The sequence below is a fragment of the Sulfitobacter sp. D7 genome, assembly GCF_003611275.1.
In the GTDB taxonomy this organism is placed as follows: Bacteria; Pseudomonadota; Alphaproteobacteria; order Rhodobacterales; family Rhodobacteraceae; genus Sulfitobacter; species Sulfitobacter profundi.
The window spans coordinates 165,855-192,000 of sequence record NZ_CP020694.1 but is presented as its reverse complement, the minus strand read 5'-3'; the positions used below and the strand labels follow the sequence as shown (position 1 = coordinate 192,000).

At 61.8% G+C, this 26,146-nt stretch carries 27 protein-coding genes; 12 read left to right on the top strand and 15 right to left on the bottom strand.

Annotation, left to right across the window (positions count from 1 at the left end; translation table 11 throughout):
• Positions 1–39 precede the first annotated feature (39 nt).
• Complete coding sequence (locus B5M07_RS00880; protein WP_067936468.1) at positions 40–969, top strand: YihY/virulence factor BrkB family protein; 930 nt, start codon at positions 40–42, stop codon at positions 967–969.
• A gap of 3 nt (positions 970–972) precedes the next feature.
• On the opposite strand, the gene B5M07_RS00875 is transcribed toward B5M07_RS00880, so the two are convergent.
• Complete coding sequence (locus tag B5M07_RS00875; RefSeq protein ID WP_120349849.1) at positions 973–1,701, bottom strand: Crp/Fnr family transcriptional regulator; 729 nt, start codon at positions 1,699–1,701, stop codon at positions 973–975.
• Between the two features lie 90 nt (positions 1,702–1,791).
• On the opposite strand from B5M07_RS00875, the gene B5M07_RS19325 reads away from it, so the two are divergent.
• Entirely contained in the window at positions 1,792–2,163 is a 372-nt protein-coding gene (locus B5M07_RS19325) for a hypothetical protein (protein ID WP_162931776.1), read from the top strand.
• On the opposite strand, the gene B5M07_RS00870 is transcribed toward B5M07_RS19325, so the two are convergent.
• The 3 genes from B5M07_RS00870 to B5M07_RS00860 form a co-directional block, all read right to left on the bottom strand.
• Complete coding sequence (locus B5M07_RS00870; protein ID WP_120352111.1) at positions 2,114–2,449, bottom strand: phage holin family protein; 336 nt, start codon at positions 2,447–2,449, stop codon at positions 2,114–2,116. The genes B5M07_RS19325 and B5M07_RS00870 overlap by 50 nt on opposite strands.
• Positions 2,450–2,465: 16 nt before the next feature.
• Positions 2,466–2,771: a DUF883 family protein gene (locus B5M07_RS00865; protein ID WP_067623987.1), complete on the bottom strand. Its 306-nt coding sequence runs from the start codon at positions 2,769–2,771 to the stop codon at positions 2,466–2,468.
• A gap of 105 nt (positions 2,772–2,876) precedes the next feature.
• Positions 2,877–3,686 (bottom strand): response regulator, encoded by an 810-nt coding sequence (locus B5M07_RS00860; RefSeq protein WP_067623984.1) that lies wholly within the window; start codon positions 3,684–3,686, stop codon positions 2,877–2,879.
• A gap of 93 nt (positions 3,687–3,779) precedes the next feature.
• Here B5M07_RS00860 and B5M07_RS00855 point away from each other — a divergent pair, with 93 nt between their 5' ends.
• The 4 genes from B5M07_RS00855 (at position 3,780) to B5M07_RS19320 (ending at position 6,539) form a co-directional block, all read left to right on the top strand.
• Positions 3,780–3,950 carry a NepR family anti-sigma factor gene (locus tag B5M07_RS00855; RefSeq protein WP_201722086.1) on the top strand — a complete coding sequence of 57 codons (171 nt, stop codon included), beginning with the start codon at positions 3,780–3,782 and terminating at the stop codon, positions 3,948–3,950.
• Positions 3,950–4,507, top strand: a complete 558-nt coding sequence (locus tag B5M07_RS00850; protein ID WP_067623982.1) for an RNA polymerase sigma factor — start codon at positions 3,950–3,952, stop codon at positions 4,505–4,507. The genes B5M07_RS00855 and B5M07_RS00850 overlap by 1 nt, the downstream gene beginning before the upstream one ends.
• A gap of 2 nt (positions 4,508–4,509) precedes the next feature.
• On the top strand, positions 4,510–6,234 hold the full coding sequence (locus B5M07_RS00845; RefSeq protein ID WP_120349848.1) for a sensor histidine kinase: 1,725 nt from the start codon (positions 4,510–4,512) through the stop codon (positions 6,232–6,234).
• 137 nt (positions 6,235–6,371) lie between these two features.
• Positions 6,372–6,539 carry a hypothetical protein gene (locus B5M07_RS19320; protein ID WP_162931775.1) on the top strand — a complete coding sequence of 56 codons (168 nt, stop codon included), beginning with the start codon at positions 6,372–6,374 and terminating at the stop codon, positions 6,537–6,539.
• Positions 6,540–6,606: 67 nt separating this feature from the next.
• Here B5M07_RS19320 and B5M07_RS00840 read toward each other — a convergent pair whose 3' ends face one another.
• Entirely contained in the window at positions 6,607–7,158 is a 552-nt protein-coding gene (locus B5M07_RS00840; RefSeq protein WP_067623976.1) for a cupin domain-containing protein, read from the bottom strand.
• A 181-nt stretch (positions 7,159–7,339) separates the two neighbouring features.
• Between B5M07_RS00840 and gabT the strand changes: the two genes are divergently transcribed.
• The 4 genes from gabT to B5M07_RS00815 all read left to right on the top strand — a co-directional run bounded on the left by gabT (position 7,340) and on the right by B5M07_RS00815 (position 12,146).
• Positions 7,340–8,740 (top strand): 4-aminobutyrate--2-oxoglutarate transaminase, encoded by a 1,401-nt coding sequence (gene gabT / locus B5M07_RS00835; protein ID WP_205570888.1) that lies wholly within the window; start codon positions 7,340–7,342, stop codon positions 8,738–8,740.
• Positions 8,741–8,990: 250 nt separating this feature from the next.
• Positions 8,991–9,980, top strand: coding sequence for a P1 family peptidase (locus tag B5M07_RS00825; RefSeq protein ID WP_120349846.1), 990 nt, complete (start codon positions 8,991–8,993; stop codon positions 9,978–9,980).
• Positions 9,973–10,782 carry an alpha/beta fold hydrolase gene (locus B5M07_RS00820; RefSeq protein WP_120349845.1) on the top strand — a complete coding sequence of 270 codons (810 nt, stop codon included), beginning with the start codon at positions 9,973–9,975 and terminating at the stop codon, positions 10,780–10,782. The genes B5M07_RS00825 and B5M07_RS00820 overlap by 8 nt, the downstream gene beginning before the upstream one ends.
• Positions 10,779–12,146: a tetratricopeptide repeat protein gene (locus B5M07_RS00815; RefSeq protein WP_162931774.1), complete on the top strand. Its 1,368-nt coding sequence runs from the start codon at positions 10,779–10,781 to the stop codon at positions 12,144–12,146. The genes B5M07_RS00820 and B5M07_RS00815 overlap by 4 nt, the downstream gene beginning before the upstream one ends.
• Positions 12,147–12,161: 15 nt before the next feature.
• Here B5M07_RS00815 and B5M07_RS00810 read toward each other — a convergent pair whose 3' ends face one another.
• From B5M07_RS00810 to hemC, 5 genes are all read right to left on the bottom strand, one after another.
• Positions 12,162–12,851 carry a fumarylacetoacetate hydrolase family protein gene (locus B5M07_RS00810; RefSeq protein WP_067939374.1) on the bottom strand — a complete coding sequence of 230 codons (690 nt, stop codon included), beginning with the start codon at positions 12,849–12,851 and terminating at the stop codon, positions 12,162–12,164.
• Between the two features lie 98 nt (positions 12,852–12,949).
• On the bottom strand, positions 12,950–14,659 hold the full coding sequence (locus tag B5M07_RS00805) for a hydantoinase B/oxoprolinase family protein (RefSeq protein ID WP_120349844.1): 1,710 nt from the start codon (positions 14,657–14,659) through the stop codon (positions 12,950–12,952).
• Between the two features lie 4 nt (positions 14,660–14,663).
• On the bottom strand, positions 14,664–16,742 hold the full coding sequence (locus B5M07_RS00800) for a hydantoinase/oxoprolinase family protein (RefSeq protein WP_120349843.1): 2,079 nt from the start codon (positions 16,740–16,742) through the stop codon (positions 14,664–14,666).
• Between the two features lie 62 nt (positions 16,743–16,804).
• Positions 16,805–17,737, bottom strand: a complete 933-nt coding sequence (locus B5M07_RS00795) for a LysR family transcriptional regulator (protein WP_120349842.1) — start codon at positions 17,735–17,737, stop codon at positions 16,805–16,807.
• A complete protein-coding gene (gene hemC, locus B5M07_RS00790; RefSeq protein ID WP_120349841.1) occupies positions 17,734–18,681 on the bottom strand; it encodes a hydroxymethylbilane synthase in 948 nt (315 codons plus the stop codon). The genes B5M07_RS00795 and hemC overlap by 4 nt, the downstream gene beginning before the upstream one ends.
• Before the next feature lie 84 nt (positions 18,682–18,765).
• Between hemC and hemE the strand changes: the two genes are divergently transcribed.
• Complete coding sequence (hemE, locus tag B5M07_RS00785; RefSeq protein WP_120349840.1) at positions 18,766–19,806, top strand: uroporphyrinogen decarboxylase; 1,041 nt, start codon at positions 18,766–18,768, stop codon at positions 19,804–19,806.
• A 235-nt stretch (positions 19,807–20,041) separates the two neighbouring features.
• Here the strand turns inward: hemE and hemF are convergent, their stop codons facing one another.
• Positions 20,042–20,923 (bottom strand): oxygen-dependent coproporphyrinogen oxidase, encoded by an 882-nt coding sequence (gene hemF / locus B5M07_RS00780; RefSeq protein WP_120349839.1) that lies wholly within the window; start codon positions 20,921–20,923, stop codon positions 20,042–20,044.
• A gap of 19 nt (positions 20,924–20,942) precedes the next feature.
• A complete protein-coding gene (gene idi, locus B5M07_RS00775; RefSeq protein ID WP_120349838.1) occupies positions 20,943–21,473 on the bottom strand; it encodes an isopentenyl-diphosphate Delta-isomerase in 531 nt (176 codons plus the stop codon).
• A 195-nt stretch (positions 21,474–21,668) separates the two neighbouring features.
• On the opposite strand from idi, the gene B5M07_RS00770 reads away from it, so the two are divergent.
• Positions 21,669–22,142, top strand: coding sequence for a c-type cytochrome (locus tag B5M07_RS00770; protein ID WP_120349837.1), 474 nt, complete (start codon positions 21,669–21,671; stop codon positions 22,140–22,142).
• Between the two features lie 61 nt (positions 22,143–22,203).
• On the opposite strand, the gene B5M07_RS00765 is transcribed toward B5M07_RS00770, so the two are convergent.
• Genes B5M07_RS00765 through B5M07_RS00755 form a run of 3 tightly spaced genes read right to left on the bottom strand, consistent with a single transcriptional unit; the run spans position 22,204 to position 26,093 of the window.
• Positions 22,204–23,349 carry an iron-containing alcohol dehydrogenase gene (locus tag B5M07_RS00765; protein WP_120349836.1) on the bottom strand — a complete coding sequence of 382 codons (1,146 nt, stop codon included), beginning with the start codon at positions 23,347–23,349 and terminating at the stop codon, positions 22,204–22,206.
• 3 nt (positions 23,350–23,352) lie between these two features.
• Positions 23,353–24,726, bottom strand: a complete 1,374-nt coding sequence (locus tag B5M07_RS00760; protein WP_120349835.1) for an aldehyde dehydrogenase family protein — start codon at positions 24,724–24,726, stop codon at positions 23,353–23,355.
• 2 nt (positions 24,727–24,728) lie between these two features.
• Positions 24,729–26,093: a glutamine synthetase family protein gene (locus B5M07_RS00755; protein ID WP_120349834.1), complete on the bottom strand. Its 1,365-nt coding sequence runs from the start codon at positions 26,091–26,093 to the stop codon at positions 24,729–24,731.
• Positions 26,094–26,146: the final 53 nt, after the last annotated feature.

The following is a 26,146-nucleotide window of genomic DNA, read 5'->3' as shown; positions in this document are numbered from 1 at the left end:
GTCCCGGTTTTGGCCGGGGCCGAATTGAAAGGATTGGCATTGGTGCTGCGCAGACCTCCGACCCGACCGGCGATCTATTGGGATGCTTTCAAGGCGAGCCTAAAGCAAGCGGCCGACGATAACCTTGCGCTGATCTCGGCCGGGGTGGCGTTTTTCGCGATGCTGTCGTTGTTTCCCGCGCTGGCGGCGCTGATTGCGCTTTTGGGGCTGATCTCGGACCCTGTTGTGGTCATTGCCCAGTTGGAGGATGTGCGCGGGCTGCTGCCGGATGATGTCTATGACATTATCAATACGCAGGTGACCGGGCTGGTTACCGCGCGGGCCGATACCTTGGGTTGGGCCGGTATTGTATCGCTGCTGGTGGCGCTGTGGTCTGCGCGGGCCGGTGTGGGTGCGATGGTGATCGGTCTGAACGCTGTCTATAACGAGCGCAACCGCAATGCTGCGAAACATTACCTGCATGCCTTGATGTTGACGGTGAGCCTTGTGGGGGTCGGGATCGTGGCGCTGCTGGCGGTGGTGGTCGCACCCATCATTCTGGCGTTCATCCCGCTTGGCCCCTTTGGCAACGCCGTGGCCGACCTGCTGCGCTGGACCGTTGCGACGGCGGTTTTGTTTGCCGGTGTGGGTGTGCTTTACCGTTTCGGGCCGAACCGGCGCGCGGCGCGATTGCCTTGGCTTAGCAGCGGGGCGATTTTGGCGGTGATGTCTTGGGCGGTGCTTTCGATCGGGTTTTCCTATTACGTCGCCAATTTCGGCAACTACAATCAGGTCTATGGCTCGATCGGGGCTGTGATTGCGATGTTGGTCTGGCTTTGGATCAGCAGTTTTCTGATCCTATTCGGCGCGGCCCTGAACGCGCAGGTCGAACGCCGGACGCGCCCGGACAGCACCATCGGCCCGGCCAAACCGCGCGGGCAACGTGGGGCCGAGGCCGCAGATACCTTTATCGATATCACGCAAGAGTAGCTGTTAAAGCAGGGGGCGCTTTTGGCGACCCTCAAGTTCGGTCACCCCCGCTTTCGCCAAGGCGCCGAGGTCGTTGATCTGAAGCACCCTGTCGGACCACGAAAGCAACTGGCGTTCTTTCAGGGCACCGAGGGTTTTGTTGGTGTGCACTACCGACAGGCCAAGCGCATCGGCCAAGTCGCGTTGTGAATAGGGCAGCAGCATCTGGTTGTGGGTGACCATCCCCAGCGACTGGCCACGTTCGAAAATCTTGACCATCGCCCAAGCGATGGCCTGCATCGCGGTGCGTTGGCCAATGGTGGCAAGGACTTCGCCCATGAAATGCTCTTCGATCGCGGCCAACCAAGTGATATCAAAGGCGCGTTCGGGGTGGTTTTTGAAGAAATTCCAGAACTCGCTGCGGTTGAAAACGCAAAGCCGCATATGGGTCCGGGCTTCGACGGAATGGCCCATTTCACCCATGATGCCTGCCTGCAGGCCGATGAAATCGCCGGGGAAGACAAAGCTGATGACCTGCCGGTTGCCGTTTTCCAAGGTCTTGTCGCGGATGCCCATCCCGGTCAGGGCCGTGTAAAGCTGGGGTGAGTTTGACCCCTCAAGCAGGATCGGCGTGCCCGGCTCAACCGTCAGCTCACCGGACTTGAACTTCTCCATGAAGTTCACTTCATCTTTCGACATCGGCAGGAAGGCATCTTTGCGACGGAGAGGGCAATAGCGGCATTGTGTCGTCATCAGATAAAATTTGCCTTCTTATGTCTTAGTTTAATGCGCCCTCGTGGCGCGCCCCCTAAATCGACAACTTTGCTAACCCGGGGGAAGACCATGTCGATTTTGATCTACGAACCGGACCCGTTGGTCTGTTCAGACATAAATGAAACGCTTTCTGCTGCGTTTCCGCAATCGCAAATTCGCGTTTTAGAGACGTTTGATCTCAGCAAGCTGGTGGAAAACATCGACAACATCGAATTCGCGGTTCTGTCGCTGCGGCGCGATCAGTTGCACCAGCATCTGTCGGATCTGTCGAACCTGCGGGAGTGGTTTCCGATCGTCTGTATCATTAACGATACGCCCCGACTGGCGGAGGCCGAAAGGAGGCTCAGGTTCATCACCCGCCCCTTTTCCAGTGGCAATCTGCTCAGCGCTGTTAACGGCGCGCTTTCTGACCCGCGGTTATGCCAGCCAGAAATGCCATGACCAAGTTCTTGAGACCGTCATGTTCGGTCGCGGAGGGGTCTTCCTGACGGGGGGCCTGAGCGGCGGGCGCGCGGTCGGATCCGGCCATGGCAAGCAAGAGAAAACCAACACCAAAATAGACCGCGCCGAGGATCAGCGCGGCGGTGAGCGCTGTGGTGACGGTGATGAGATAAAGCCATGCCGCAAGCGTGAGAAACAGCAGCCCGATCAGCAGAAAGAGCGCGGCCCCGGCGCTGAGCATCGCGGTGCGCAGCGCACGTCGCAGGGAGCCGCGCAGATGGTTCATCACCGAGGAAAGCATCTTAGCGGCGGGCCGTCACAAGACCGACAAGGAAACCGATGCCTGCGGCGATGCCGAGGGCGGTACCGGGCTGGGCTTGCAGGAATTCCTCGGCTTGCTTTTGGGCCTCCATCGCCTTCAGGCGCCCTGTGTCGGCAAAATCATTCGCCGCGTTGCGGGCGTTGTCGCGCATCTCTTCCGACTTGGCCTTGCCGTATTCGCCCAAGGTTTCGGTCAGCGATGCGATGTCTTTTTTAAGAAGCGCGATCTGATCCGACAGATCGTCGATGGTCAGATCTTTTGCGGCAGCGGTCGGGGTCTTGGCCATGTGGGCCTCCTGAATGTTTGACTGACGATAGGCAGCGCGGGCGCTGAATGCAAAGGGTTCCCTGCGCAAAGCAAAGCGCGGGGAACCCTGTTTTTCTGGCCCGGCTTAGGCGTTGAGCGTTTCCGTGGAGGAAAAGAACATCGCTTGCGAGACAGCCGAGACGACCTGATCCACCGAGTAAGGTTTGGAGATCAGGAATGCAGGCTCTGGCTTGTCACCGGTCAGCAGACGCTCGGGGAAGGCTGTGATAAAGATCACCGGACGCATGCCAAGCTCGTTCAGCAGATCGTTCACTGCATCGATACCCGAAGAGTTATCGGCCAATTGGATGTCCGCGAGGATCAGGTCCGGCACATCGGCTTTGCCCAGTTTCACCGCTTCATCACGGGTGCGCGCGATACCAGTCACCCGGTGGCCCATCTCGGCGACGATGGATTCAATGTCCATCGCGATGATGGCTTCGTCTTCGATGATCATCACCGAACCGGAGGTGCTGTCGGCCATTTCGCGGTGTGCGATCTGGATCAGCTCATCGGCCTCGGCCTCATCCACGCCAATGATCTTGGCGATTTCACCATGCGAAAAGCCTTCGATCGTGTGCAGCAGCAGCGCTTCGCGGCTGTTGTTGGTCAGGCTCGACAGATGCCGCTGCGCCTTGGCGCGGGGGCCGCTTTCGCCTTCTTCCACCGGGGCACCTGCGCTGGCCCAGATACCGTACAAAACCTTGAAAAGACCCGTCTTTGTGTCTACTCCATCGAGCACCGAGCGATCAACCAGGATGGCTTCCAGCGCCGCCGCGGCGAAGGTGTCACCACTGGTCTGGCTGCCAGTCATCGCCCGCGCGAACCGGCGAAGGTAGGGGATATTGGCACCCAGTTCATCGCTGATGCTGGTCTTTTGTGTCGCATCGTTCATCTAGTCGAATCCTTTTTACTTTTCTTGGAACCAAACACGTCGACATTGTGTTTGGTTCCAGTATGCATGCATAATTATTCAAACGAGACGACGATGCCAGAGGTGATGTTAGTGAATTCAGGAAACAAGGACGAGCGCGAGCGCGTCATCGACGACAACCTCAAGCGTGTCTTCGATGAGACGCTCGATGAAGGCATCCCTGATCGTTTCAAGGATCTGCTTCAGAAGTTGAAGGAACAGGATTCAGAAAAAGGAACGTCATAATGACCCGTCCCGATCCGCGCGACGAGCTGGTAGAACATCTGCCGGCTATGCGGGCCTTTGCCATCAGCCTGACACGCAATGGTGCCACGGCAGACGACATGGTGCAGGATACCTTGGTCAAGGCGTGGACCAACATCGAAAAGTTCCAAGAGGGCACGAACATGCGTGCTTGGCTCTTCACGATCCTGCGGAACACCTACTATTCCTCGCGCCGCAAGGCGAAACGTGAAGTCTCAGACGTGGATGGCGTGTTGACCGACGGGCTGGCCGAAAAGCCCGCACATGATGGTCACATGCAGATGACGGATTTCCGCAAGGCGCTTGCCCTGCTGAAGGATGAGCAACGCGAAGCGCTGCTTCTTGTGGGGGCCTCTGGCTTCTCCTACGAGGAAGCTGCAGACATGTGTGGCGTTGCCGTAGGCACCATCAAAAGCCGCACCAACCGGGCTCGTGCCCGCCTTGCTGAACTGCTGGGTCACCATGACGACGAGTCGCTTGAAATGACCGATGACGCGACAATGTCAGTCCTATCCGCTTCTAAAGTTTCTTCTTTCTAAATATGACGTCTGGCTTCTTCAGCGGTGATCTGATGCGTGGGCTGACGATCCGTATTTTGCTGTTTCTGTCTCTCGCGCTTTTGCCCATCGGGCTGATCGCGGTTGTGCAGACACGGCAGATTGCGGATCAAAGCCGCCAAAGCGCAGAGCTATCGCTGATCGCCGTCACAGAACAGGCCTCTGCCGCGGAACGCCGGGTGATCCAAGAGGCTTTCGGCGCCGCCGAAGCGCTCACCTCGATCGTGCGTCTCAGGCGGGACGACCCAGAGGAATGCACCGCCTTCCTTAAGGAATACAAACAAGCGTCAGACATCTATTCGCTTGTGGGTTTCATCGGGCTAGACGGGAAAATGACCTGCTCCTCCACGGGGCAGGATCATGACTTTTCCGAGGATGAGAACTTTCAAACACTGGTGGAAACACCGGTCCGTCGTGCGATGCCGGTGTTGCAAGGGGCGGTCAGCAATCAGATGGTCACGCTGATCAACGCGCCGGTCTACGAAGAGCGCGAATTGATCGGCTTCATGGCGCTCAGCATTCCCGAAGACGCCATCAACGCGATACGCGAACCCAAGAGCAAACACAGCAGCGTCGCGATGATGACCCTCAACAAGATGGGCCACATCCTGACCACCGAAAACGGGCTGGCCGTTGCCAAAAAGGAATACCCCAGCGATGTCGCCTTGTCGCTGTTGACCACCAAAGAACCCAACGTCTTCCTTTCAGAGAATTTCGATGGCCAAGACCGCGTCTATGTGATCGTCCCAATCGTGCCAGACACGGTCTTTGCGCTGAGCGTATGGCCCAAAAACACCCCGTTTCTGGACACGGGCGTTTCCACCCGCCTGAGCGCGCTTTTGCCCATCGTCATGTGGCTGGCCAGCTTGATCGTGGCCTTCTGGGCGTTGAACCGGCTGGCGATCAACCACATTCGCAAGCTTGGCCGGCAGATGCGTCGCTTTGCGCTGAACCGCACCCTGCCGCGCGGGACGCTTGGCCCCTCGGTGCCCACCGAATTGGTCGAGATGGAATCCGCTTTTGTCGGCATGGCGGAATCGATCCTGCGAGATGAGGCGACGCTCGAAGACAGCCTTCGGCAAAAGAACATCCTGCTGAAAGAGGTCCACCACCGGGTCAAAAACAACCTTCAGCTTATCTCGTCGATCATGAACATGCAGATCCGGCAGGCCAAAAGCGAAGACGCGCGTTTTGTCCTGCGGCGCTTGCAGGATCGTATCCTCAGCCTCGCCACCGTGCACAAGAACCTCTACCAGAATGACGATCTGGTGCGGGTCAACGCCAGCGAACTGCTGAACGAGATTGTAGGCCAGATGTTATCGGTCGGGCTGGCCTCTGGTTCGGGCGTGCAGGTTGAGCAATCATTTGAGCCGATCAAGATTGACGCCGACGATGCGGCCCCCCTCACCCTGCTGGTGTCAGAGGCGCTGACCAACGCGCTGAAATACGTCTCGACGGTCGAACATGGCAAAGGGTTCATTTCGCTCAAGCTGATCCAGACCGGGCCGGAACAGGCGATGATTGAAGTCCGCAACACCATCGGCAACCCCGAAGAGGTGAAATCCGGCACCGGGCTCGGCTCTCGTTTGATCCTTGCCTTTACCCGCCAGTTGAACGGTCAGGTCGAGGTTGAAACCACGGATGGCGTATACCAAATCCGGGTTAATTTCCACGTCCCGACCGACAGCAAGATGATCTACGACTACTGACGCGCTATCGGTCAGCGGAATCTGGCCGGAAACGTGGCCCGCAGGTCACAGACTCGTTACAGGCGAAAAATTTGTCGGAACCCTTTGGCTTGCGCGCGGTTGAGCACCTGAAACGCAGTGCAAAAAGGAACACGGAGATGACCACAGAGCTCTTTCTCGGCGGTCTGACCATCCTGACCTTAGCCGCGGTCATCATCTTGGCCCTCACTACGGGCCGACGGGAACTTCATTCGGATGAGGACCGTGCCGGGCGCGACAAACAGCAACCGGAGACCCAAAGGTCGAACTACCGGTCAGACTATTAAGACCTGACACCCCTATCGACCGCCCCGAGCAGAACGCTCGGGGCGGTCGATATTTATAGGGTGCCTTTTAGAAGCTGGGCGGCGTGCAGGCGCTGACAATCTCACAAGGGTCGGTGCCAATATTGCGGAACCGATGTGGCAGGCGGCTGTCGAACAGGTAGCCATCCCCGGCGTTCAACAGGCTGACTGCGCCATCGACCGTCACCTCTATGCTGCCGCGCACCACCACGCCCGCTTCTTCGCCCTCATGGCTCAGAAACTCCGGCCCGGTATCCGCGCCGGGCTCATAGGTTTCATGCAGCACCTGAAGCGCGTGATGCGCGGCATTGCCCAATTGGCGCAGCGATACGCCGCCCTGATGGCTTGGCGAAATCTCGGTCAGTTCCTGCGCGCGGTAGAAAACCTTGGCGCTGTCGTCCTCCTCAAGGATCGAGAAGAACTCCGCCATGCTGATGGGAATCGCGTCCAGCAGGCTTTTCAGCGATGCGACTGATGGGCTCGTCCGGTTCTTTTCGATCAGCGAGATCGTGCCATTGGTCAGCCCGGCCTTGGCCGCAAGCTCACGTTGGGACAACCCATGTTTCTTGCGGATCGCTCTAAGTTTATCGCCGACGTTCAATGACTTGTCCTTTGTGGGCATCGGCGTTGCGACCGGGCATCGTGGCGGAGGGGCAACCGATGATCTTGGGAATTGTTAGATAGGCTCTGCCTTCGCGATTGACAATTATATTAAACGGAATATGGATTTTTTAAACGACACGTCACTGCCCCTCTCTCTTTCGCAATAAGGTATCTGTTCCATGTCCAGCACCGTCAAGAAATCGCACCGCAAATCCTCTGCCAAGGCCAAAGCCGCGCCGCAGATGACAGTGGTCGAAGCAAATCCCGCCACCAAACCCGACGGTCAGACGAATGCCGACCTCGTCGCGCGCCGCGACGCCGCCGTGCCGCGCGGTGTGGCCTCTGCCGCGCCGATCTATGCGAAATACGCCGAGAATGCCGAACTGTGGGATGTCGAAGGCAACCGCTACATCGATTTCGTCGGGGGCATCGGCGTGCTGAACACCGGCCATCGCCACCCCAAAGTGGTCGAAGCCGCCAAGGCACAAGAAGATCACTATACCCACACCAGCTTTCAGGTCGTGCCCTACGGCCCCTACATCGAACTGGCTGAGAAACTGAACGCGCTCGCCCCGGGTGAGGCACCCAAAAAGACGCTGCTTGTCACCACCGGCGCCGAAGCCGTTGAGAACGCAGTGAAAATCGCCCGCGCCGCCACCGGTCGTCCGGGCATCATCGCCTTCACCGGCGGCTACCATGGCCGCACCCTGCTGACGCTGGGCATGACCGGCAAGGTCACGCCCTACAAAAAAGACGTGGGCCCTTTCCCGGCAGATGTCTTCCGTGCGCCTTTCCCTTCGGTGCGCGACGGGATCACCGTGCAGGACGCGCTGACCGGGTTGAAGAACCTCTTCCTCACCGATGCCCAGCCCGAGCGCGTTGCCGCGATCATCATCGAGCCAGTGCTCGGCGAAGGCGGCTATACCCCTGTGCCTTTCGACATGCTGCAAGAACTGCGCGCAATCTGTGACCAGCACGGCATCCTGCTGATCGCCGACGAAGTGCAGGCCGGGTTTGGCCGCACCGGCACATGGTTCGCGATTGAGCATTCCGGCGTCGCGCCGGACCTGATCACCGTGGCGAAATCCATGGCCGGTGGGTACCCGCTGGCCGGTGTGATTGGCCGCGCCGATGTGATGGACGCGATGGCCCCCGGCGGTCTGGGCGGCACCTATGGCGGCAACCCGGTGGCTTGTGCTGCAGCGCTGGCGGCGATTGAGGCGATCGAAGACGAAGGTCTGCTGGCCCGCTCCACCGCGATGGGCGAAACGCTCAAAGCCCGCTTTGCCGAAATCGGCGCGCGGTCGGCGCCCTACCGCTTCTGGGATATCCGCGGCCTTGGTGCCATGGTCGCCGTCGAATTCGTAACCGACTTTGACAGCGCCAAACCCGATGCCGATTTCACCAAGCGCGTCATCGCCCACGCCCTCAAGCGCGGCCTGCTGCTGCTGAGTTGTGGCATGCATGGCAACGCCGTGCGCGTGATGGTTCCGCTGACCGCATCTGACGCCATCGTCGAAGAGGGCCTCGCGATCTTTGAAGAAGCCGTCGCCGCCGCTGTCGCCGAAGAGCAAAAATAAACCAACCGGCCATGCCGGACGGATCGGGCGCGCGGGGCAACCTGCGCGCCCATTTTTATGGCGCGCAACTGGTGGGGCAGATCTCTGGCAGCACAGGCCTTGGCATCCGCTGGGGAAGCGCGCAAACTCCGCCTGAAATCAATGCCGGAGTGACGATGCCCCTGTTAGACCCCTCGCCCATTTGCACCATTACGGGGATGTTTCACGTGAATAGCGCGGCAGCCCGCGGATGCGCCCAATGACCGCGCCGATGCGCCCCGGCCCGCGCAACCTGATCACCGATGTGGCAGGGCTGAAGGTCGGCAACGCGCAGGACGCGCGGCTGAAATCCGGCAGCACCGTGCTGATCGGCGACGCGCCCTTCACCGCCTCCGTCCACGTCATGGGCGGCGCCCCCGGCACGCGCGAGACCGATCTGCTGGCCCCCGACAAGACCGTGGCGGCGGTCGATGCGCTGGTGCTCTCGGGCGGCTCTGCCTATGGGTTGGATGCCTGTTCGGGCGTGGTGGATGCCCTGCGCGCGCAGGGGCGCGGGTTTCGCGTCGGCGATGCGCTGATCCCGCTGGTGCCCGGCGCGATCCTGTTTGATTTACTCAACGGCGGAGACAAGGATTGGGCGCAGAACCCCTATGCCGATCTGGGCCGCAAGGCCATGGAAGCGGCCGGCGAAGAGTTTGAAATAGGCTCTGTCGGCGCGGGCACCGGCGCGCTCAGCGCGATGGTCAAAGGCGGGCTCGGCTCGGCCAGTTTGCAACTGCCCGATGGCAGCATGGTCGGTGCGCTGGTGGGGGCCAATCCGGTGGGCGCCGTCACCACCCCCGGCGACCGCCATTTCCACGCCGCCCCTTTTGAGATCGAAGGAGAGTTTGGCGGGCTGGGGCCCGACCCCTCCGCCGGGCTGGGCCTCTTCTTTGAAAGCCGCAAGATGGCGGCCATGTCGGCCCGCGCCAATACCACCATCGCCATCGTTGCCACCGATGCCACGTTGGCCAAAGCCGAATGCCAGCGCGTTGCCGTGGCCGCCCATGACGGCATCGCCCGCGCGGTGGTGCCCGCGCATATGCCCAATGACGGCGATCTGGTCTTCTCCCTCTCGACCGCGGCGCGACCTGCGGGGGATGTGGCGATGATCGGCCATGCCGCCGCGCTTTGCCTGTCGCGCGCCATTGCCCGCGCGATCTATGCCGCCTCCCCCGCCCAAGGGGATCTTCTGCCTTGTTGGAGCACGCTGAATGCCTGATCTACCCCTCTCCGATATCTCCCTTCATTACGAGGTCGACGGCAGCGGCCCGCCACTGCTGATGCTGGCAGGCATGCTCAGCGACAGTGCAAGCTGGGGTGCTTTGGCACCGCTGCTTTCGGATCATTTCACGCTGATCCGGCCTGACAACCGCAGCACCGGGCGCACAACGCCGTGGGACGCAGAAACCTCCGTCGGGCAGATGGCCCGTGATGCGCTGGCGTTGATGGATGAACTGGGGCACGCAAAGTTTCACGTTGTCGGCCATTCCATGGGCGGCCTGATGGCGATGGAGCTTTTTGGCCTTGCGCCCGAGCGCATCCAAGCGATGAGCATCCTCGCCTCTGCCCCGGTCCGTGCGCCGCGCACCATGGCGGTGTTCGACGCGCTGCTGGCCGTGCGCCGCGCGCCGCAAGGGGAGCAGCTTTGGCTGCCCGCGCTCTACCCTTGGATCTTTGCCCCCGGCTTCTTTTCCGATCCGACAAATACTGAGACCGCCCTTGCCGCCGCCTTGGCCTATCCCCATGCGCAAAGCGCGGATGCCATGGCCCATCAGCTCGAAGCGCTGCGCGGCTTTCGCCCCACGGTGCGCCCAGCCGATCTTCGGTGCCCGACCCAAGTGTTGCACGGCGCCGAAGACCTGCTGATCCCCCGCGCCGCCGCCGAGGACGCCTTTACGCAGATCTCGAACGTGACGCAGACCACCCTGCCAAACGCAGGCCACTCGATCCATTGGGACGCTGCCGAAGCTGTCGCCCAACACCTGCGCCAATTCCACGCCACCGCCGGAGACCCGAGATGACACAAGACCTTTACGGATTGGAAACCTCTGCCAGCCGCCCGGAAACCCTGCAGGCGATCGATGATTTCATCCACGGCTTTCTGTCCTACCAGCCCAAAGCCGCAGGCATCATCGCCGCAGCCGATACCGACCCGGAGGGGCCGCTGGTCAATGCCTATGCCGCCCTTTTGTGGATGTTCCTTGAGCACCCCATCGCTCCGGAAAAAGCCCGCCCCTATCTGGAACGCGCCACAGCCGCGACCGGGGCCAACGCCCGGGAGCAAGAGATCATCCGCGCCGTGGGCCACTGGATCGACGGCGATGTGCCCGCCCTCGTCGCTGCCTGTGACGCCATCACCGACCAATGGCCGCGCGATCTGGCGATGCTGAAACTGGCGCAATACCACCTGTTCAACTCAGGCGATGCCGCTGGCATGTTGCGCCTTGCGCTGAAATCCCTGCCCGAGGCCGAAGACATCGCCTATACCCACGGCATGATCGCCTTTGGCTATGAGCAATGCCACCTGCTTGACCGGGCCGAGGCCGCCGCCCGCCGCGCGATGGAGTTGCGCCACGATGAGCCTTGGGCGCATCACGCGCTGGCCCATGTGATGCTAACGCAAGGCCGCGTGGCGGAAGGCGCGCGTTTTATGGAAAGCGTGGCCGAGACATGGACTGATCTGAACTCCTTTATGCGCAGTCACAACTGGTGGCATCTGGCGCTGTTTTACTTGTCTCAAGGCCGCCACGATGATGTGCGCGCCGCCTATGACCAGCACATCTGGGGGCTGGAGAAGGACTATTCCCAAGACCAAGTCGGCGCTGTGTCCCTGCTGGCGCGGATGGAGTTCGCGGGCGTCGATGTGGGCGACCGTTGGGGCGATGTGGCAGACCATGTGGCAGCGCGGGGGGCGGATACGGTCAGCCCCTTCCTGACGCTGCAATACCTCTATGCCCTCTGCCGTACCGGACGGCCCGAGGCGGCAGAGATGCTTGCGGCAATCAAGGCCCGCGCGGCCGAAACCACGGCCCATGACCATGCCGCATGGGCCGAAGTCGCGCTGCCTGCGGCCCGCGGCATCGCCGCCCATGCTAAGGGGGATTGGGCCACAGCGATCCGTGAGCTTGGCATGGCCCTGCCCCGCATGGCCGAATGCGGCGGCAGCCATGCGCAGCGCGATCTTTTCGAGCAAATCCTCCTTGATGCGCTGGTGCGCGATGGCCGCGCCTCTGCCGCGCAGCAGGTGCTTGAGATGCGCCGCACCTATGACCCCGAAGGCGTGCCGCTGAACCTGATGCTGGGCGCGGTCTATGAAAAGAGCGGTTTGCCAGATCTGGCCGCCCAAGCCCGCGCGCGGGCAGAACGCACGCTGGCCGGAGCCTAGACCGGGCCGCGTACTTTAGGCGCGCGGGCCGACGGTGACCTCGAACTCAGAGATGCCGTCGACCCCCCCGGTGATCACATCGCCGGGCTGCACAGCCGCGACACCGGCGGGCGTGCCGGTCATGATGATGTCACCCGGTGCCAGCGTCACGGCCTGCGACAGGGTGGCGGTATGTTCGCGCACCGACCAGATCATCTGTGACAGATCGGCCTCCTGTTTCATCTCGCCGTTCACGGCCAGCCATAGGCGGCCCTTCTCCACCGAGGCGACATCGGCGATGGGCAGGATCGGCGCGATGGGCGCGGAATTGTCAAAGGCTTTGGACCAATCCCACGGGCGGCCCATCTTCTTGGCCTGTGCCTGAAGGTCGCGGCGGGTGAAATCGATGCCCACAGATGCGCCCCAGATGTGATCCATTACATCCGCTTCTGCGATGTTTGCGCCGCCCTTGCCGATGGCGATGACAAGCTCTGCCTCGAAGTGGAAATCCTCCGTCAGCGGCGGATAGGGCACGGTGCAGGGCGTATCCAGCGTGGCATCGGCGGGTTTGGTGAAAAAGAACGGCGGGTCGCGCATGTCATTGCCCATCTCAAGCACATGCGCCTCATAGTTACGGCCCACGCAAAAGACGCGGCGCACCGGGAAACGGTCGCTGGTGCCTTGAACGGCAAGGCTGCTTTGCTTTGGGGGGTCAATCACATACATCACTGGGTTCCTCTTGGCATGATGGGGCCAAGGAACACCCGCGCTTTGTAACAGTCAATGACCCCCGTGCGCTTATAAACCCTTGAGCGATAACTCTTTCACAGGTCCGTGCCCTTGCGGATCGCCTCTTGCACCTCGCGGATGTCTTCGGCGCTCAGCCCATAGTCCGCCGCAGCCACCTCGGCGCTTATATAGCCGCGCAGAAGGTCGCGTTTCACCAAGTCCTTGGGGCGCTCGATGGCGGGGCCGTAGCCCGCGCCCCCCGGAAAGGCCATCATCACCTTTGCCCCATGCGGCACGAACTGTTTGCCCTTGCCGCGCATCGGCGTGCCATCGTCGCGGGCGATGGTGGTCGGGGCACCGGGGGCACCGCCCTGCCGCCCACGGGCGGGATGATCGACGCGGTCAAACATGGCCTGCATGTCGAACTCATGCCCCGCGCGGGCGCTGACTTCCATGTACTGCCCCAGCCCCCCGCGCTGGCGACCCGCGCCGCCGCTGTCGGGGCGCAGTTCTTTGCGCCAGATCACCACAGGACCGGCATGTTCCGTGGCCTCCACCGGCATGGTCATCACGCCCGAGGGGAAGGCTGTGGCGTTCAGCCCATCATGCTGCGGCCGCGCGCCCGAACCACCGGAGTTGAAGGTCAGCACCTCGGCCCGGCGCGCGCCTGCGGGGGCTTGCGCATCCGTGCGCGGGCGCAGACTGACTTGGAAGTTGCACAGGCAGCCCGCGCCCTCGGCAGGGACAAGATTGGGCAGAATCTGATCCAGCGCCGCGTAGACTGTATCGGGCACGAAGTGACCCACGATGTGCCGCAGGGCCACGGGTGCCGGGTGCACGGCGTTTACGATGGTATCTTCGGGCGCGGTGATCCGAAACGGCTCTAGCGAGGCGGCGTTGTTGGGAATCTCCGGCGCGATGGCGCATTTCAGCGCGTAGCAGGCATAGGCCTTGGTATAGACCAGCGGGCAGTTGATGCCCTTCTTGTCGATCCCGCTGGTGCCCGCGAAATCCGACAGGATGTGATCCTCTTTGATGCTCACCGTAACCTTCAGCGTGATCGGCGTGTCGAACCCGTCGATGGTCATCTCGCCGGTCGCCTGCTGGCGTGGCAGCGCCGCGATCCGCTCCAGCGTGGCGCGGCGGGAATTGTCGAGGATGAAACCCGCGATGCCGGTGAGATCGTCGAGGGCAAACTCCTCCATCATGTCGATCAACCGGCGGTGGCCGATCTCGTTGCAGGTGGTCAGCGCGTAGATGTCGCCGACCAATTGATCCGGCTCGCGCACGTTGCCACGGATGATCCGCACCAGTGTCGCGTCGACCTTGCCCGCATCGGCGAATTTCATGATCGGCAGGTAGAGCCCTTCTTCGTAGACGCTCGCCGCATCCGCACCAAAGCCACGCCCGCCGATGTCGACGATATGCGCGGTGCAGGCAAAGAAGCCGACCAGCTTGCCACGGTGAAAAGACGGCGTGACCATGGTGATGTCATGCAGATGGCCCGTCCCCTCCCAAGGGTCGTTGGTGATATAAACGTCGCCCTCAAGGATGTTCTGCCGCCCGATGCGGCGGATAAAATGCGCCACCGCGTCGGCCATGGCGTTGACGTGGCCGGGCGTGCCGGTGACCGCCTGCGCCAGCATCTGACCGTCGGTATCATAGACCCCGGCCGAGAGATCGCCCGCCTCGCGCACCGAGGTCGAAAAGGCGGTGCGCACCAGCGCCTGCGCCTGTTCCTCAACGACCGAGATCAGCCGGTTCCACATGACCTGATAGGCGACGTTGGAATGTGTCTGTGCCATGGGCTTACCCTCTCACGGTGATGTCGATGCAGCCGTCCGGCTGGCAGATGGCGCGGCGTGACGCGGGCAGGATGATCGTCGTCTCATCCTCGGTGATCGCGGCGGGGCCTTGGGCGGTCTGGCCGGGGGCCATCTGGGCGCGCAGGACCACGTCGGCATCGCAGTATTCGGCGAGCGCCGGGTCGAACATACGCCGTGTTAGAGCCACATCTGCCGCCGTACCCGGAGACTGCTCTGCGGTGCGGGCGACCGCCTCGGGCGGGGTGGTGGCATTGACCGACCAGACCGTGATCTCGATATCCAACCCCTCGACGGTACGACCGAAAAGCTTGGCGTAATCCGCCTCAAAAAGCGCCTCGAACCGGACGGCATTGGGGTTTAGGGCGTCTGCCTCGTCCAGCACGATGGGGATCTCCCAGCCCTGCCCGCTGTAGCGCATGTAGACTTTGTATTCCGACAGAATTTCCGCTTGGGCGTCGCAGTTGCGGACAAAGCCGGTGGCCTCTTCCTGCAGTTCGGCCAGCAGCGTCTTGATGCGGCCCGCGTCGAAATCCGACAGCTTCATATAGACCGAGCGGTTGGCCTCGAAGCTGAAGGGCGCGCGCAGGAAGCCGATGGCCGAGCCGACCCCGGCGCCGGGCGGCACCAACAGACGTTCGACGCCCAGTTTCTCACAGAGCCGCCCGGCGTGCAGCGGAGCCGCACCGCCGAAGGCGATCATCGTGTAGTCGCTGAGATCCTCGCCGTTTTCCACCGCATGGACCCGCGCGGCATTGGCCATGTTCTCGTCCACCACCTCGGCCAAACCGAAGGCGGCGGTGGCGGCGTCCATGTCGAGTTCCTGCCCAATGACCTGATGCAACGCCGTCTCGGAACCTGCGGTATCCAGCCGCATTGAGCCGCCCGCGAAGTTGTCGGGGTCAAGCTTGCCCAGCACCAGATCAGCATCGGTCACCGCGGGTTTCGCGCCACCCCGGCCATAACAGGCGGGGCCGGGCTCGGAGCCCGCGCTTTCTGGCCCGACCCGGATTTGGCGCATCGCGTCCACATGCGCGAGGCTGCCGCCGCCCGCGCCGATTTCCACCATGTCGATCACCGGGATCGAAATCGGCATGCCCGACCCTTTTTTGAACCGATAGGTCCGCGCCACTTCGAACACCCGGCTGGTCTTGGGCGTCTGGTTCTTGATCAGGCAAATCTTGGCCGTCGTGCCGCCCATGTCAAAGCTCAGCACCTTGTCGAGCCCGTAGCGGGCGGCGATGTTGGCGGCAAAGACCGCGCCCCCCGCTGGGCCGGATTCCACCAGCCGCACGGGGAATTCGGCAGCGCTTTCGATCGAGATGATGCCGCCGCCCGAATGCATCAGGAAGATGTTGCAAGAGACACCCTCTTCCTGAAGCCGCCCTTCAAGCCGCCCGAGGTAGCTTTTCATCAGCGGCTTGATATAGGCATTGGCGACCACGGTGTTGAACCGCTCATACTCGCGCATCTGCGGCGACACTTCGGAAGAGATCGAGACCATGACCCCTGGCAGCCGCTCTTCCAGCACCTCGCGGATCAGCCGTTCATGCGCGTCATTCAGGTAGGAATGGATCAGCCCCACGGCGACGCTGTCATAGCCAGCGTCCGCGATACGGTCGGCCAGCGCCTCAACCTCGGCCCGGTCCAGCGGGACCAGCACGGCCCCGGTGGCATCGACACGTTCGCTGACCGTGTAGCGCATCTGCCGTGGCAGCAGCGGTTCGGGCAGATTGAGGTTCAGGTCATATTGCTCGAACCGGCTTTCGGTGCGCATCTCGATCACGTCGCGGAAACCTTGGGTCGTGATCAGCGCCGTCTTGGCCCCGCGCCGCTCGATCAGCGCGTTGGTGGCCAGCGTTGTGCCGTGGATGATCTGGGTCAGGTCGGCAGGGGTGACCCCGGCCTTGGTGCAGACCTGATGCATCCCGTCGATGATCGCGTTCTCGGGCGCGGCATAGGTGGTCAGCACCTTGGTCGAGAAACTTTCGCCGCCCTTTTCCAGAACCACGTCGGTAAACGTGCCGCCAATATCAACGCCCAATCGGATGGTTTCTGCTGCCATGTCTCACTCCTATTTGGGCGCAGGATAGGGGCGGGCGCAGCATCGGTGCAAATTATTATATTCTATGGGTGTGAAAGTTTTTTTCGATCCTCTGCATCGAAAGCCCGGGCGCAGTCACGGGCCAGTTCGGCGGCGCGGGTGACATAGGCGGGCGTGCGATCCGCGTGATAGCGCGCGGCGACCTGCAAGGGGCGCGGATGCCATGCGACGGGCAGGGTTTGCAACGCCCCATCGGCCAGCGCGCCTGCCACCATGACACGCGGCATCACCGCCACGCCCATCCCGTCGAGCACCATGTTCATCGCCGCCGATAGGCTGCTCGAAGGCACCAAACGGGCCTTGGGCGCGGTGGTGCCATCGAAATGGCGGATCAAATCGGAATGGGCCTGCGTGTGCCGCGCATGGCCCAGCACCGGATGGCGCAGCATCGCGGCAAAATCGGGGGCGGGGCCGATCTGCGCGGCCAATTCAGGGGCAGCGACCCAGATGTAGTCATAGGTCGCCAAGTCCACCTGCCCGCTCGCCGGGGTCGAGAAGGGCGCGGTTTGCAACGTCAGGTCAAGCGCATGGGCGGCAAGCTCTTGGTCCAGATCGCGGGACAGGTCGACGGTAAGTTCGACGGTGAGGTTGGGATAGACCTCGGCCAATGCGCGCAGGAAGGGGCGCAGCCATGTGCTGGCGACCACCTCGGTCACCCCAAGGCGCAGGCTGTCGTCGATCAAGTCAGGCCGCGCGGCGGTCTCGACCAGTGCCTCGGCTTCGCGCAGCACGCGGCGGGCTTGGGCCAGCAGGGCGGTGCCTTTTTCGGTCAGCCGGATCGACCCGGCGTCGCGCTGCATAAGGGTGACACCCAGTGTCGCCTCCAGCCCGGAGATCCGGGCCGAGATATTGGGCTGTGTCGTGTTCAGATGTGCAGCGGCGCGGCGAAAGCTGCCAAGGTCCGCGACCCAGATCAGCGCTTCAAGCTGTTTCAGCGTGAAGAGATTGCCGATCATTCGCGCCAGTCAAAGAAACCCGGTCCGGCCTCGGCCAGAAGCTTGCGGGCCATCGCCTCGCCCGCCGCGGCGCCGTCGGAAATGGCGCAGGTCACGTCGTCGCCGATGGCGTCTGACCCGTCCGGGCGCAGCACCTGACCGCGCAGGCGCATCTCGGTGCCGTTGAGTTCGGCCAGCCCGGCGATGGGCGTCTCGCAAGAGCCGTCAAGCGTTGCCAGAAACGCGCGTTCGGCGGCCAGTTGTTCGCCCGTGGCGCGGTCATGGATCGCGGCCAACATGTCGGCGGCGCGGCTGTCATCAACACGGCGTTCAACCCCAATCGCCCCCTGGGCGATGGCGGGCAGCATGTCATCGGGATGCACGGCGGCCTGCGGCACATCGTCCATTTTCAGCCGGTTCAGCCCGGCCATGGCAAGGAATGTCGCTTCGGCCACGCCGTCATCCAGCTTTTTCAAACGGGTCTGCAGATTGCCGCGAAACTCGACCACTTCCAGATCAGGCCGACGCAGTTTGACCTGCGCACGACGGCGCAGGCTGGAGGTGCCAACGACCGCGCCCTGCGGCAGGTCGGCGATGGATTTCAAATGCGGCGAGATAAACGCATCGCGGCAATCCTCGCGCGGGAGATAGGTGTCGATCAACAGCCCACCGGGTTGCAGCGTCGGCATATCCTTCATCGAATGCACCGCGATGTCGATGGAGCCGTCGAGCAGCGCGGCCTCAATCTCGCGGGTGAACAGCCCCTTGCCGCCGATCTCTTTCAACGGGCGGTCGATGATCTTGTCGCCGGTGGTCTTGATCACCACGATCGTAAACGCTTCAAACGGCAGGTCAAAGGCGGCGGCAAGCCGGTCGCGCACCTCATTCGCTTGCGCGAGCGCCAGAAGCGATCCGCGTGTGCCGATGTTGAGGGGCCGGGCCGGGGTGGGGAGCTGATACGTCATGACGCATCCCTACCCCCGTCGACATGAACTGACAACTGCTGTACCTGCGCTACCTACGGGTTTGCCACAATTAGGAACGCCATAATGACTGCGAATAAGACCATCCTGCGCGCCCTTGCGGGCGAAACCCTGCCGACCCCACCGATCTGGATGATGCGGCAAGCTGGGCGCTACCTGCCGGAGTACCGCGCGACGCGGGCCAAGGCGGGGGATTTCCTGTCGCTCTGCTATAACCCCGAACTGGCCGCCGAGGTGACGTTGCAGCCGATCCGGCGCTATGGGTTTGATGGCTCGATCCTTTTTGCCGACATCCTGCTGGTGCCGCAGGCGCTTGGGGCGGACCTGTGGTTTGTCACCGGCGAAGGGCCGCGTCTGTCGACGATCACCACCAAGGCCGAGATGGAAGCGCTGAAACCGGCGGATGCCATTCACGACCACCTCGCCCCGATTTACGAGACCGTGCGCATCCTGTCGCGCGAACTGCCCGAGGAAACCACGCTGATCGGTTTCGCCGGCGCACCTTGGACCGTGGCGACCTATATGATCGCGGGCAAAGGCACGCCGGATCAGGGGCCAGCCCATGCCTTGAAAGATGAGAACCCCGAGGTGTTCGATGCGCTGATGGAGCGGATTACGCTGGCGACGATAGAATACCTCGATATGCAGATCCAAGCCGGGGCCGAGGTGGTGAAGCTCTTCGACAGCTGGGCCGGATCGCTTCAAGGCACCGATTTTGACCGTTATTCGACCGAGCCGCTGCGCCAGATCATCAGCGCGCTCAAGGCCCGCCATCCGGGCGTACCGATCATCGCCTTCCCGCGCGGTGCCGGGGCGCGGTTTGCCAATCTGCATGCCGCGACTGGGGCGGACTGCATTGCCGTGGATGATGCGGTGAGCGCAGAATGGGTCGCCGAGAACGTGCAGCCGCATGGCTGTGTGCAGGGCAATCTGAAATCCTCGCATATGGTGACGGGCGGGGATGCGTTGGTCGAGGAGACGCGGGCGATTGTCGATGCGTTGTCGAAGGGGCCGCATATCTTTAATCTTGGCCACGGGATTACGCCGGATGCGGACCCGGAGAATGTACAATTGATGATTGATACCGTGCGCGGGACGCGCGGCTGAACACTCGCGCTAAGAGATGAGGGCCATCGCCTGCCCGCGGGTGGGCGATGTCACGTTGGTTCATGCCACTTTATGCCTCAGCCTTGGTGCGAACTCACGAGGTTACGCCCAGCCTCACCAAATCGCCTACCCGGTCGTACCGAAGGTGCGCCAAATATGGCGGCACGCCTCCGGCGTGACGGGCGAGCAGGCGATGGCCCGGCGCCTGCGGCTTGATTCCGGGCTGAACGCTACCTCAAACCCACTTCGCCATAGGCGGCAGGCTCATCAGCACCGCATCGGGGTCATGCCCCGTCTCCAACCCGAACTTCGTCCCCCGGTCATAGACGAGGTTATACTCCGCATAGAGCCCACGGTGGCGCAGTTGCACGTCCTTATCGTCCATGTCCCACTCGATCTCGCGCCGTTTGTCGACCAGTGGCACATAGGCGGGCAGAAATGCCCGGCCCACATCCTGCGTCAGGGCGAAATCCGCCGCCCAATCACCGCTGTTGCGGTCGTCATAGAAAATCCCGCCCACACCCCGCGCGCGTTTGCGGTGCGGGATGTAGAAATACTCATCCGCCCAAGTCTTCAACTCGTCATAGAGCATGGCACCATGGGGGTCACAGGCCGCCTTCATCTCGGCATGAAAATGCGCGGTGTCCTCGTCATATTCGATGCAAGGGTTCAAATCCGCCCCGCCGCCGAACCACCATGCATGAGGGGTCCAGAACATGCGGGTGTTCATGTGCACGGCAGGCACATGCGGGTTTTGCATATGCGCAACCAGACTGATCCCCGAGGCCCAGAAGCGCGGATCATCGGCCATGCCCGGCAGCCCTTTGCGCGCGGCCATCGCTGCCTGCGCCCGTTCGCCCAAGGTGCCGTAGACGGTGGAGATATTCACGCCCACCTTCTCAAACACGCGCCCGCCGCGCATGACGGACATCTCACCGCCGCCAGCGTCTGATCCGTCAGGCGCGGTGCGGGTGGTGTTGCTGACCACGAACCGTCCGGCTTCTTCCTCGCCCACATGACGTGCTTCGATGTCATGAAACGCCTGAACGATGTCATCGCGCAGCTTGCGGAACCAATCTGCCGCGCGTGTCTTTTGGTCTTGCATGTCTTCGGTCATCTCTGGCCCGCCTTTGCTGTTATTTAATCGCCCCGCCGCCGAGGATCAGACCTTCGTGTTCGGCCATGTAGATCCGCAACCAAGGCGTATATTCTTCGGGGTTCTGCGCGAGATTGGTGTGCAGATCGCTCAGGCTGATCCAGCGCGTCGCCATCACCTCATTAGGGTTTTCCGTGATCGACAGTGCCCGGTCTGCATGGGCGAGAAAGACCTCAACAACCTCATGCTCAATCAGCCCACCACCAACATCGGCGCGGTATTCGACTTGGCCGCGATGCTGAAGGTCCAACCCGGTGATCCCCAACTCCTCATCCAAACGCCGGGTGGCGCAGACTTGGGGCGGCTCATCCCATTGCGGATGCGTGCAGCAGGTGTTCGCCCAGAGGCCGGGGGTGTGGTATTTGCCAAGCGCGCGCTGCTGCATCAGCAGCTTGCCCTCGGCAATGACAAAGACCGAAACCGCCATATGCCGCAAACCGCGTTCATGCGCGGCGAGTTTTTCAACCGGTTGCAGGGTGCCGTCGACCCAAGCGGGGACCATGATCTCCATCAGAGGCGGCTCGCCGTTGTGTTCATCTCACCCTCGAAGCAGAAGAAATTCACCGGCAGTTATCGGAGGAATTCCTCTTGGTCTCAACCGCTAACCGGCCCGCAGCCCGCCCGTGCTACCTTTTGGCGCAGCCGATATGCTTTACCCCCTCGCCCCAAACGCTAGTTTCAAATCAGCCAGACAAAGGAACTCACAATGAACATGCGTATCGCGTCGATCTTCGCCATTTGCCTCGGGGCCACACCCCTTTGGGCGGAAAGCCATGCCTCCGGTGATGCCGAAGCCGGGGAAAAGGTCTTTCGTAAATGCAAAAGCTGCCACATGATCCAAGATGATGAGGGCAATGACATCCAAAAAGGCGGCCGCACCGGGCCGAACCTTTATGGAATCTACAACCGCGTGGCGGGGTCGGTCGAAGACTACCGCTATGGCGATTCCATCGTTGAAGCCGGCGAAGCCGGGCTGGCGTGGAACGAAGAAGACTTCACCGGATATGTTGCCGATCCCAAGAAGTTTCTGGCCAGCTATCTCGACACGAACCGCGCCAAATCCAAGATGTCTTACCGTCTGAAAGATGAAGAAGACGCCAAGGATGTTTGGGCGTATCTGGTCTCGGTCGGGCCCGAGGTTACTGAAGCGGATATGGAAGAAGCCAAAACGACCGAATAATCCGACGTTTCACTGATTTATATCAACGGGGGGCCGATGATCCGGCCCCCCGTTTTGCGTTTTAAAGGCAGTCGCGCAGCAGCTGCGTGACATTCTCTTTGGTCAGTTCAATCGGGTTGCCGCCGCAGCTTGGGTCTTGCAGGGCCGAGGCCACCAGCGCGTCGATATCCGGGTCCGTCACACCAAGGGCGGTCAGCGAGCTTGGGATGTTCAACTCTTCGTTCAGCTTGCCGACGAAATCGTAAAACCCGTCAAAGCCGCCGACGATATCAAGATAGGCTGCCGCTTTGGCCAGACGGCCCTCAATCGCGGGGCGGTTCATGCGCAGGACGGGCTGCATGACAACCGCGTTGGTGGTGCCGTGGTGCGTGTGATGCACTGCGCCGATCGGGTGGCTGATGGCATGGATGGCACCCAGACCCTTTTGGAACGCCGTGGCGCCCATGGCCGCGGCAGACATCATATGCCCGCGCGCCTCAAGATCAGTACCATCGGCATAGGCACGGGGCAGATATTCCTTGACCAGACGCATCCCTTCCAGCGCCATGCCTTGGCTCATCGGGTGGTAATGCGGCGAGCAGAAGGCTTCGAGGCAATGGGCGAAAGCATCCATCCCGGTGCCTGCGGTGATCATCGGTGGCATGCCGACGGTCAGCTCCGGGTCGCAGATCACGACGGCGGGCAGCATTTTAGGGTGGAAGATGATCTTTTTCTCATGGCTTTGGGAATTGGTGATCACGCTGGCGCGGCCCACTTCCGACCCGGTGCCAGCCGTCGTCGGCACGGCCACGATCGGCGCGATGCCATCGGGGTCGGCGCGGGTCCACCAGTCCCCGATATCCTCAAAATCCCACAGGGGGCGCGTTTGGCCTGCCATGAAGGCGATGACCTTGCCCAGATCAAGCCCCGAGCCGCCGCCAAAGGCGATCACGCCGTCATGGCCGCCGTCGCGGTAGACCTTGATGCCCGCCTCGGCGTTCATCTCGGTCGGGTTCGGGTCAACGTCCGAGAACATCGCGCGGCCAAGGCCAGCCGCCTCCATCAGGTCGAGCGTGGACTGGGTGATCGGCAGATAGGCCAGCCCTTTGTCGGTGACCAACAGCGGGTTTTTGATACCTGCGGCGGCGCAGGCTTCGGCGATCTCTTTAATTCGGCCTGCGCCGAAGCGGATGGCGGTGGGGTAAGACCAATTGGCAGTCAGGGACATGTCTCAGGCTTTCTTGAGGTGGTAGGATTTAGGGCGTGTCAGCGCGTGATAGCCCAGTTCAGACAGGCCCGCGCCGCGCCCGGTCTGCTTGCAGCCGGTCCAGCACAGCGCCGGGTCGAGGTAATCGGCGCGGTTCATGAAGACGGTGCCGGTTTCCAGCCGCTGGCCAATGGCTTCGGCGGCATCAGCGTCAGCGGTAAAGATCGCAGCGGTCAGACCAAATTGGCTGTCGTTCATCAGCGCGATGGCTTCTTCGTCGTCCTTGACTGGCATGATGCCGACCACGGGGCCAAAGCTTTCGTCGCGCATGACGCGCATCTCATGGGTGACATCCGTCAGCACCTGCGGCGTCAGATAGGCACCGCCATCGTCGGCGGGCATCTTTTCGATATGCGCCTTGGCACCTGCCGCAACGGCCTCATCAATCTGCGCGCGGACCTCATTGGCAAAGCGAACATTGGCCATCGGGCCAAGCGTCGTGGCTTCTTCCAATGGGTTACCGAGGTTGAGGTTGTTCACCCATGCCACGGCCTTTTCGACAAAGGCGTCATAGAGGCTTTCGTGCACATAAATCCGCTCGATCCCGCAGCAGCATTGGCCCGCGTTGAACATCGCGCCGTCCATCACACCATCGACTGCCGCGTCGAGATTGGCATCGGCCCGGACATAGGCGGGGTCTTTGCCGCCCAACTCTGTCGCGACGCCAGTGAAGGTGCCCGCCGCCGCGCGCTCCATCGCCTGCCCGCCACCGACGGAGCCGGTGAAGTTCACGAAATCGAACGCATTGTCCGCGATCAGCGCCGAGGTGGTGTCATGGCTCAGCACAACGTTCTGAAACACATCCTCGGGCACGCCCGCCGCGCGGTAGGCATCGGCGAGGTGTTCGCCGACCAGAATGGTCTGCGAGGCATGTTTCAAGATCACCGAATTGCCCGCGATCAGCGCGGGCGCGATGGTGTTGTTCGCGGTCATGTAGGGGTAGTTCCACGGTGCCACGACGAAAACCACGCCATGCGGCTCACGCATGATCTTGCGGCTGAAGGCGGCGCTGTCTTCGATTATCGTGGGGGCCAGCGCATCGGCTGCGATCTTGGCCATGTGGCTGGTGCGTTCCTGCAAACCGCCGAATTCGCCGCCATAGCGTACCGGGCGGCCCATTTGGTGGGCCAGTTCCTCGGTCATGCGGTTGGTGGAATTCTCGATCTCTTTCAACGCGCCCATCACCAAATCAACGCGCTCCTGCAAAGGCCGCGCCGCCCATGCCTTTTGCGCTTTGCGAGCGCGGGCAACAGCCTCAAGCGCCGCGTCATTGCTCAGGGTTTCGCGTTCCGCATAGACCGAACCGTCAATCGGAGAGATACATTTTACCGTCGTCATTCTCAGGCCCTTTCAAAGCCACGGGCGATTTCCCAATCGGTCACCACCCGGTCATATTCTTCCTGCTCCCATTCCGCCGCGCGGGTGTAATGGGTCACTACATCGTCGCCCAAGACCTCGCGCAAGAACGTCGAGCCGCGCAGGGTCTCGGTTGCTGCACGCAGGGTCTGGGGGATATCGACAGCTTTGCTTTCACCGTAGGCATCGCCGCGTGTGGGCGGGGCCAGTTCCATCTTGTCTTCGATCCCTTTGATCCCGGCGGCCAGCATGACCGCCTGCGCCAGATAAGGGTTTAGATCCGATCCGCCAATACGGCATTCGACACGCACGCCCTTGGTCCCCGCCCCACATAGGCGGAACCCAGCGGTGCGGTTGTCGACGGACCAGACGGTTTTGGTCGGGGCAAAGGTGCCTTTGGCGAAACGCTTGTAGCTGTTGATATAGGGCGCGAGGAAATAGGTGTATTCCGGCGCATAGGCGATCAGGCCGGCCATGTAGTGGCGCATCAGGTCGGACATGCCCAGTTCATCGTCTCCATCAACGAACATCGGCTTGCCGTCTTTCCACAGCGACTGATGCACATGGCTAGAGGAGCCGACCCGGTCTTTATGCCACTTGGGCAAAAAGCTGGCCGCCTGCCCCTGCTGCCATGCGATTTCCTTGACCGCGTGTTTCGCGATTGTGTGGTAGTCGGCACAATCAAGGGCCGGGGAATAGCGGATGTTAAGCTCTTCCTGCCCCGCTTCGGCCTCGCCTTTGGAATTCTCAATCGGCAGACCGGCGGCAAAGAGGTGGTTGCGCACGGGGCGCATCACGTTCTCTTCCTTGGTGGTCTGGAAGATGTTGTAATCCTCGTTGTAGCCGCTGAACGGCACGAGGTTGCGGTAGCCATCTTTGCGCAGCGCGTCAAAGCTCTGCTCGAAAAGGAAGAACTCCAATTCGGTGGCCATCATCGCGTCAAAGCCCAGCTCCTTCAGCCGCGCGATCTGTTTTTTCAACATGGCGCGGGGGGAATGGGGCACCGGGGAATGCGTGTCGTGATCCAGCACATCGCAAAGCACCATCACTGTGCCTTCGAGCCACGGCACCGGGCGGATCGTATCAAGGTCGGGCTGCATGACATAATCGCCATAGCCCGTCTCCCACGAGGTGGAGGCAAAGCCTTCGGGCGTGCTCATCTCTAGGTCGGTGGCCAGCAAGTAGTTGCAGCAATGGGTCTCTTTGTAAGAGGTTTCGACAAAGTTCACGGCATGGAAGCGTTTGCCCATCAACCGGCCCTGCATATCCACAAGGCAGGCAAGGACCGTGTCGACGGATCCCTCTTTGACCAGTTTTTTCAGCGCGTCGAATGTCAGTGTGCCGGGCATGTTCTGTCCACTTCAGGGGGTAAGGCGGGGGCGCAGGCAGCGCGCCCCCGGTT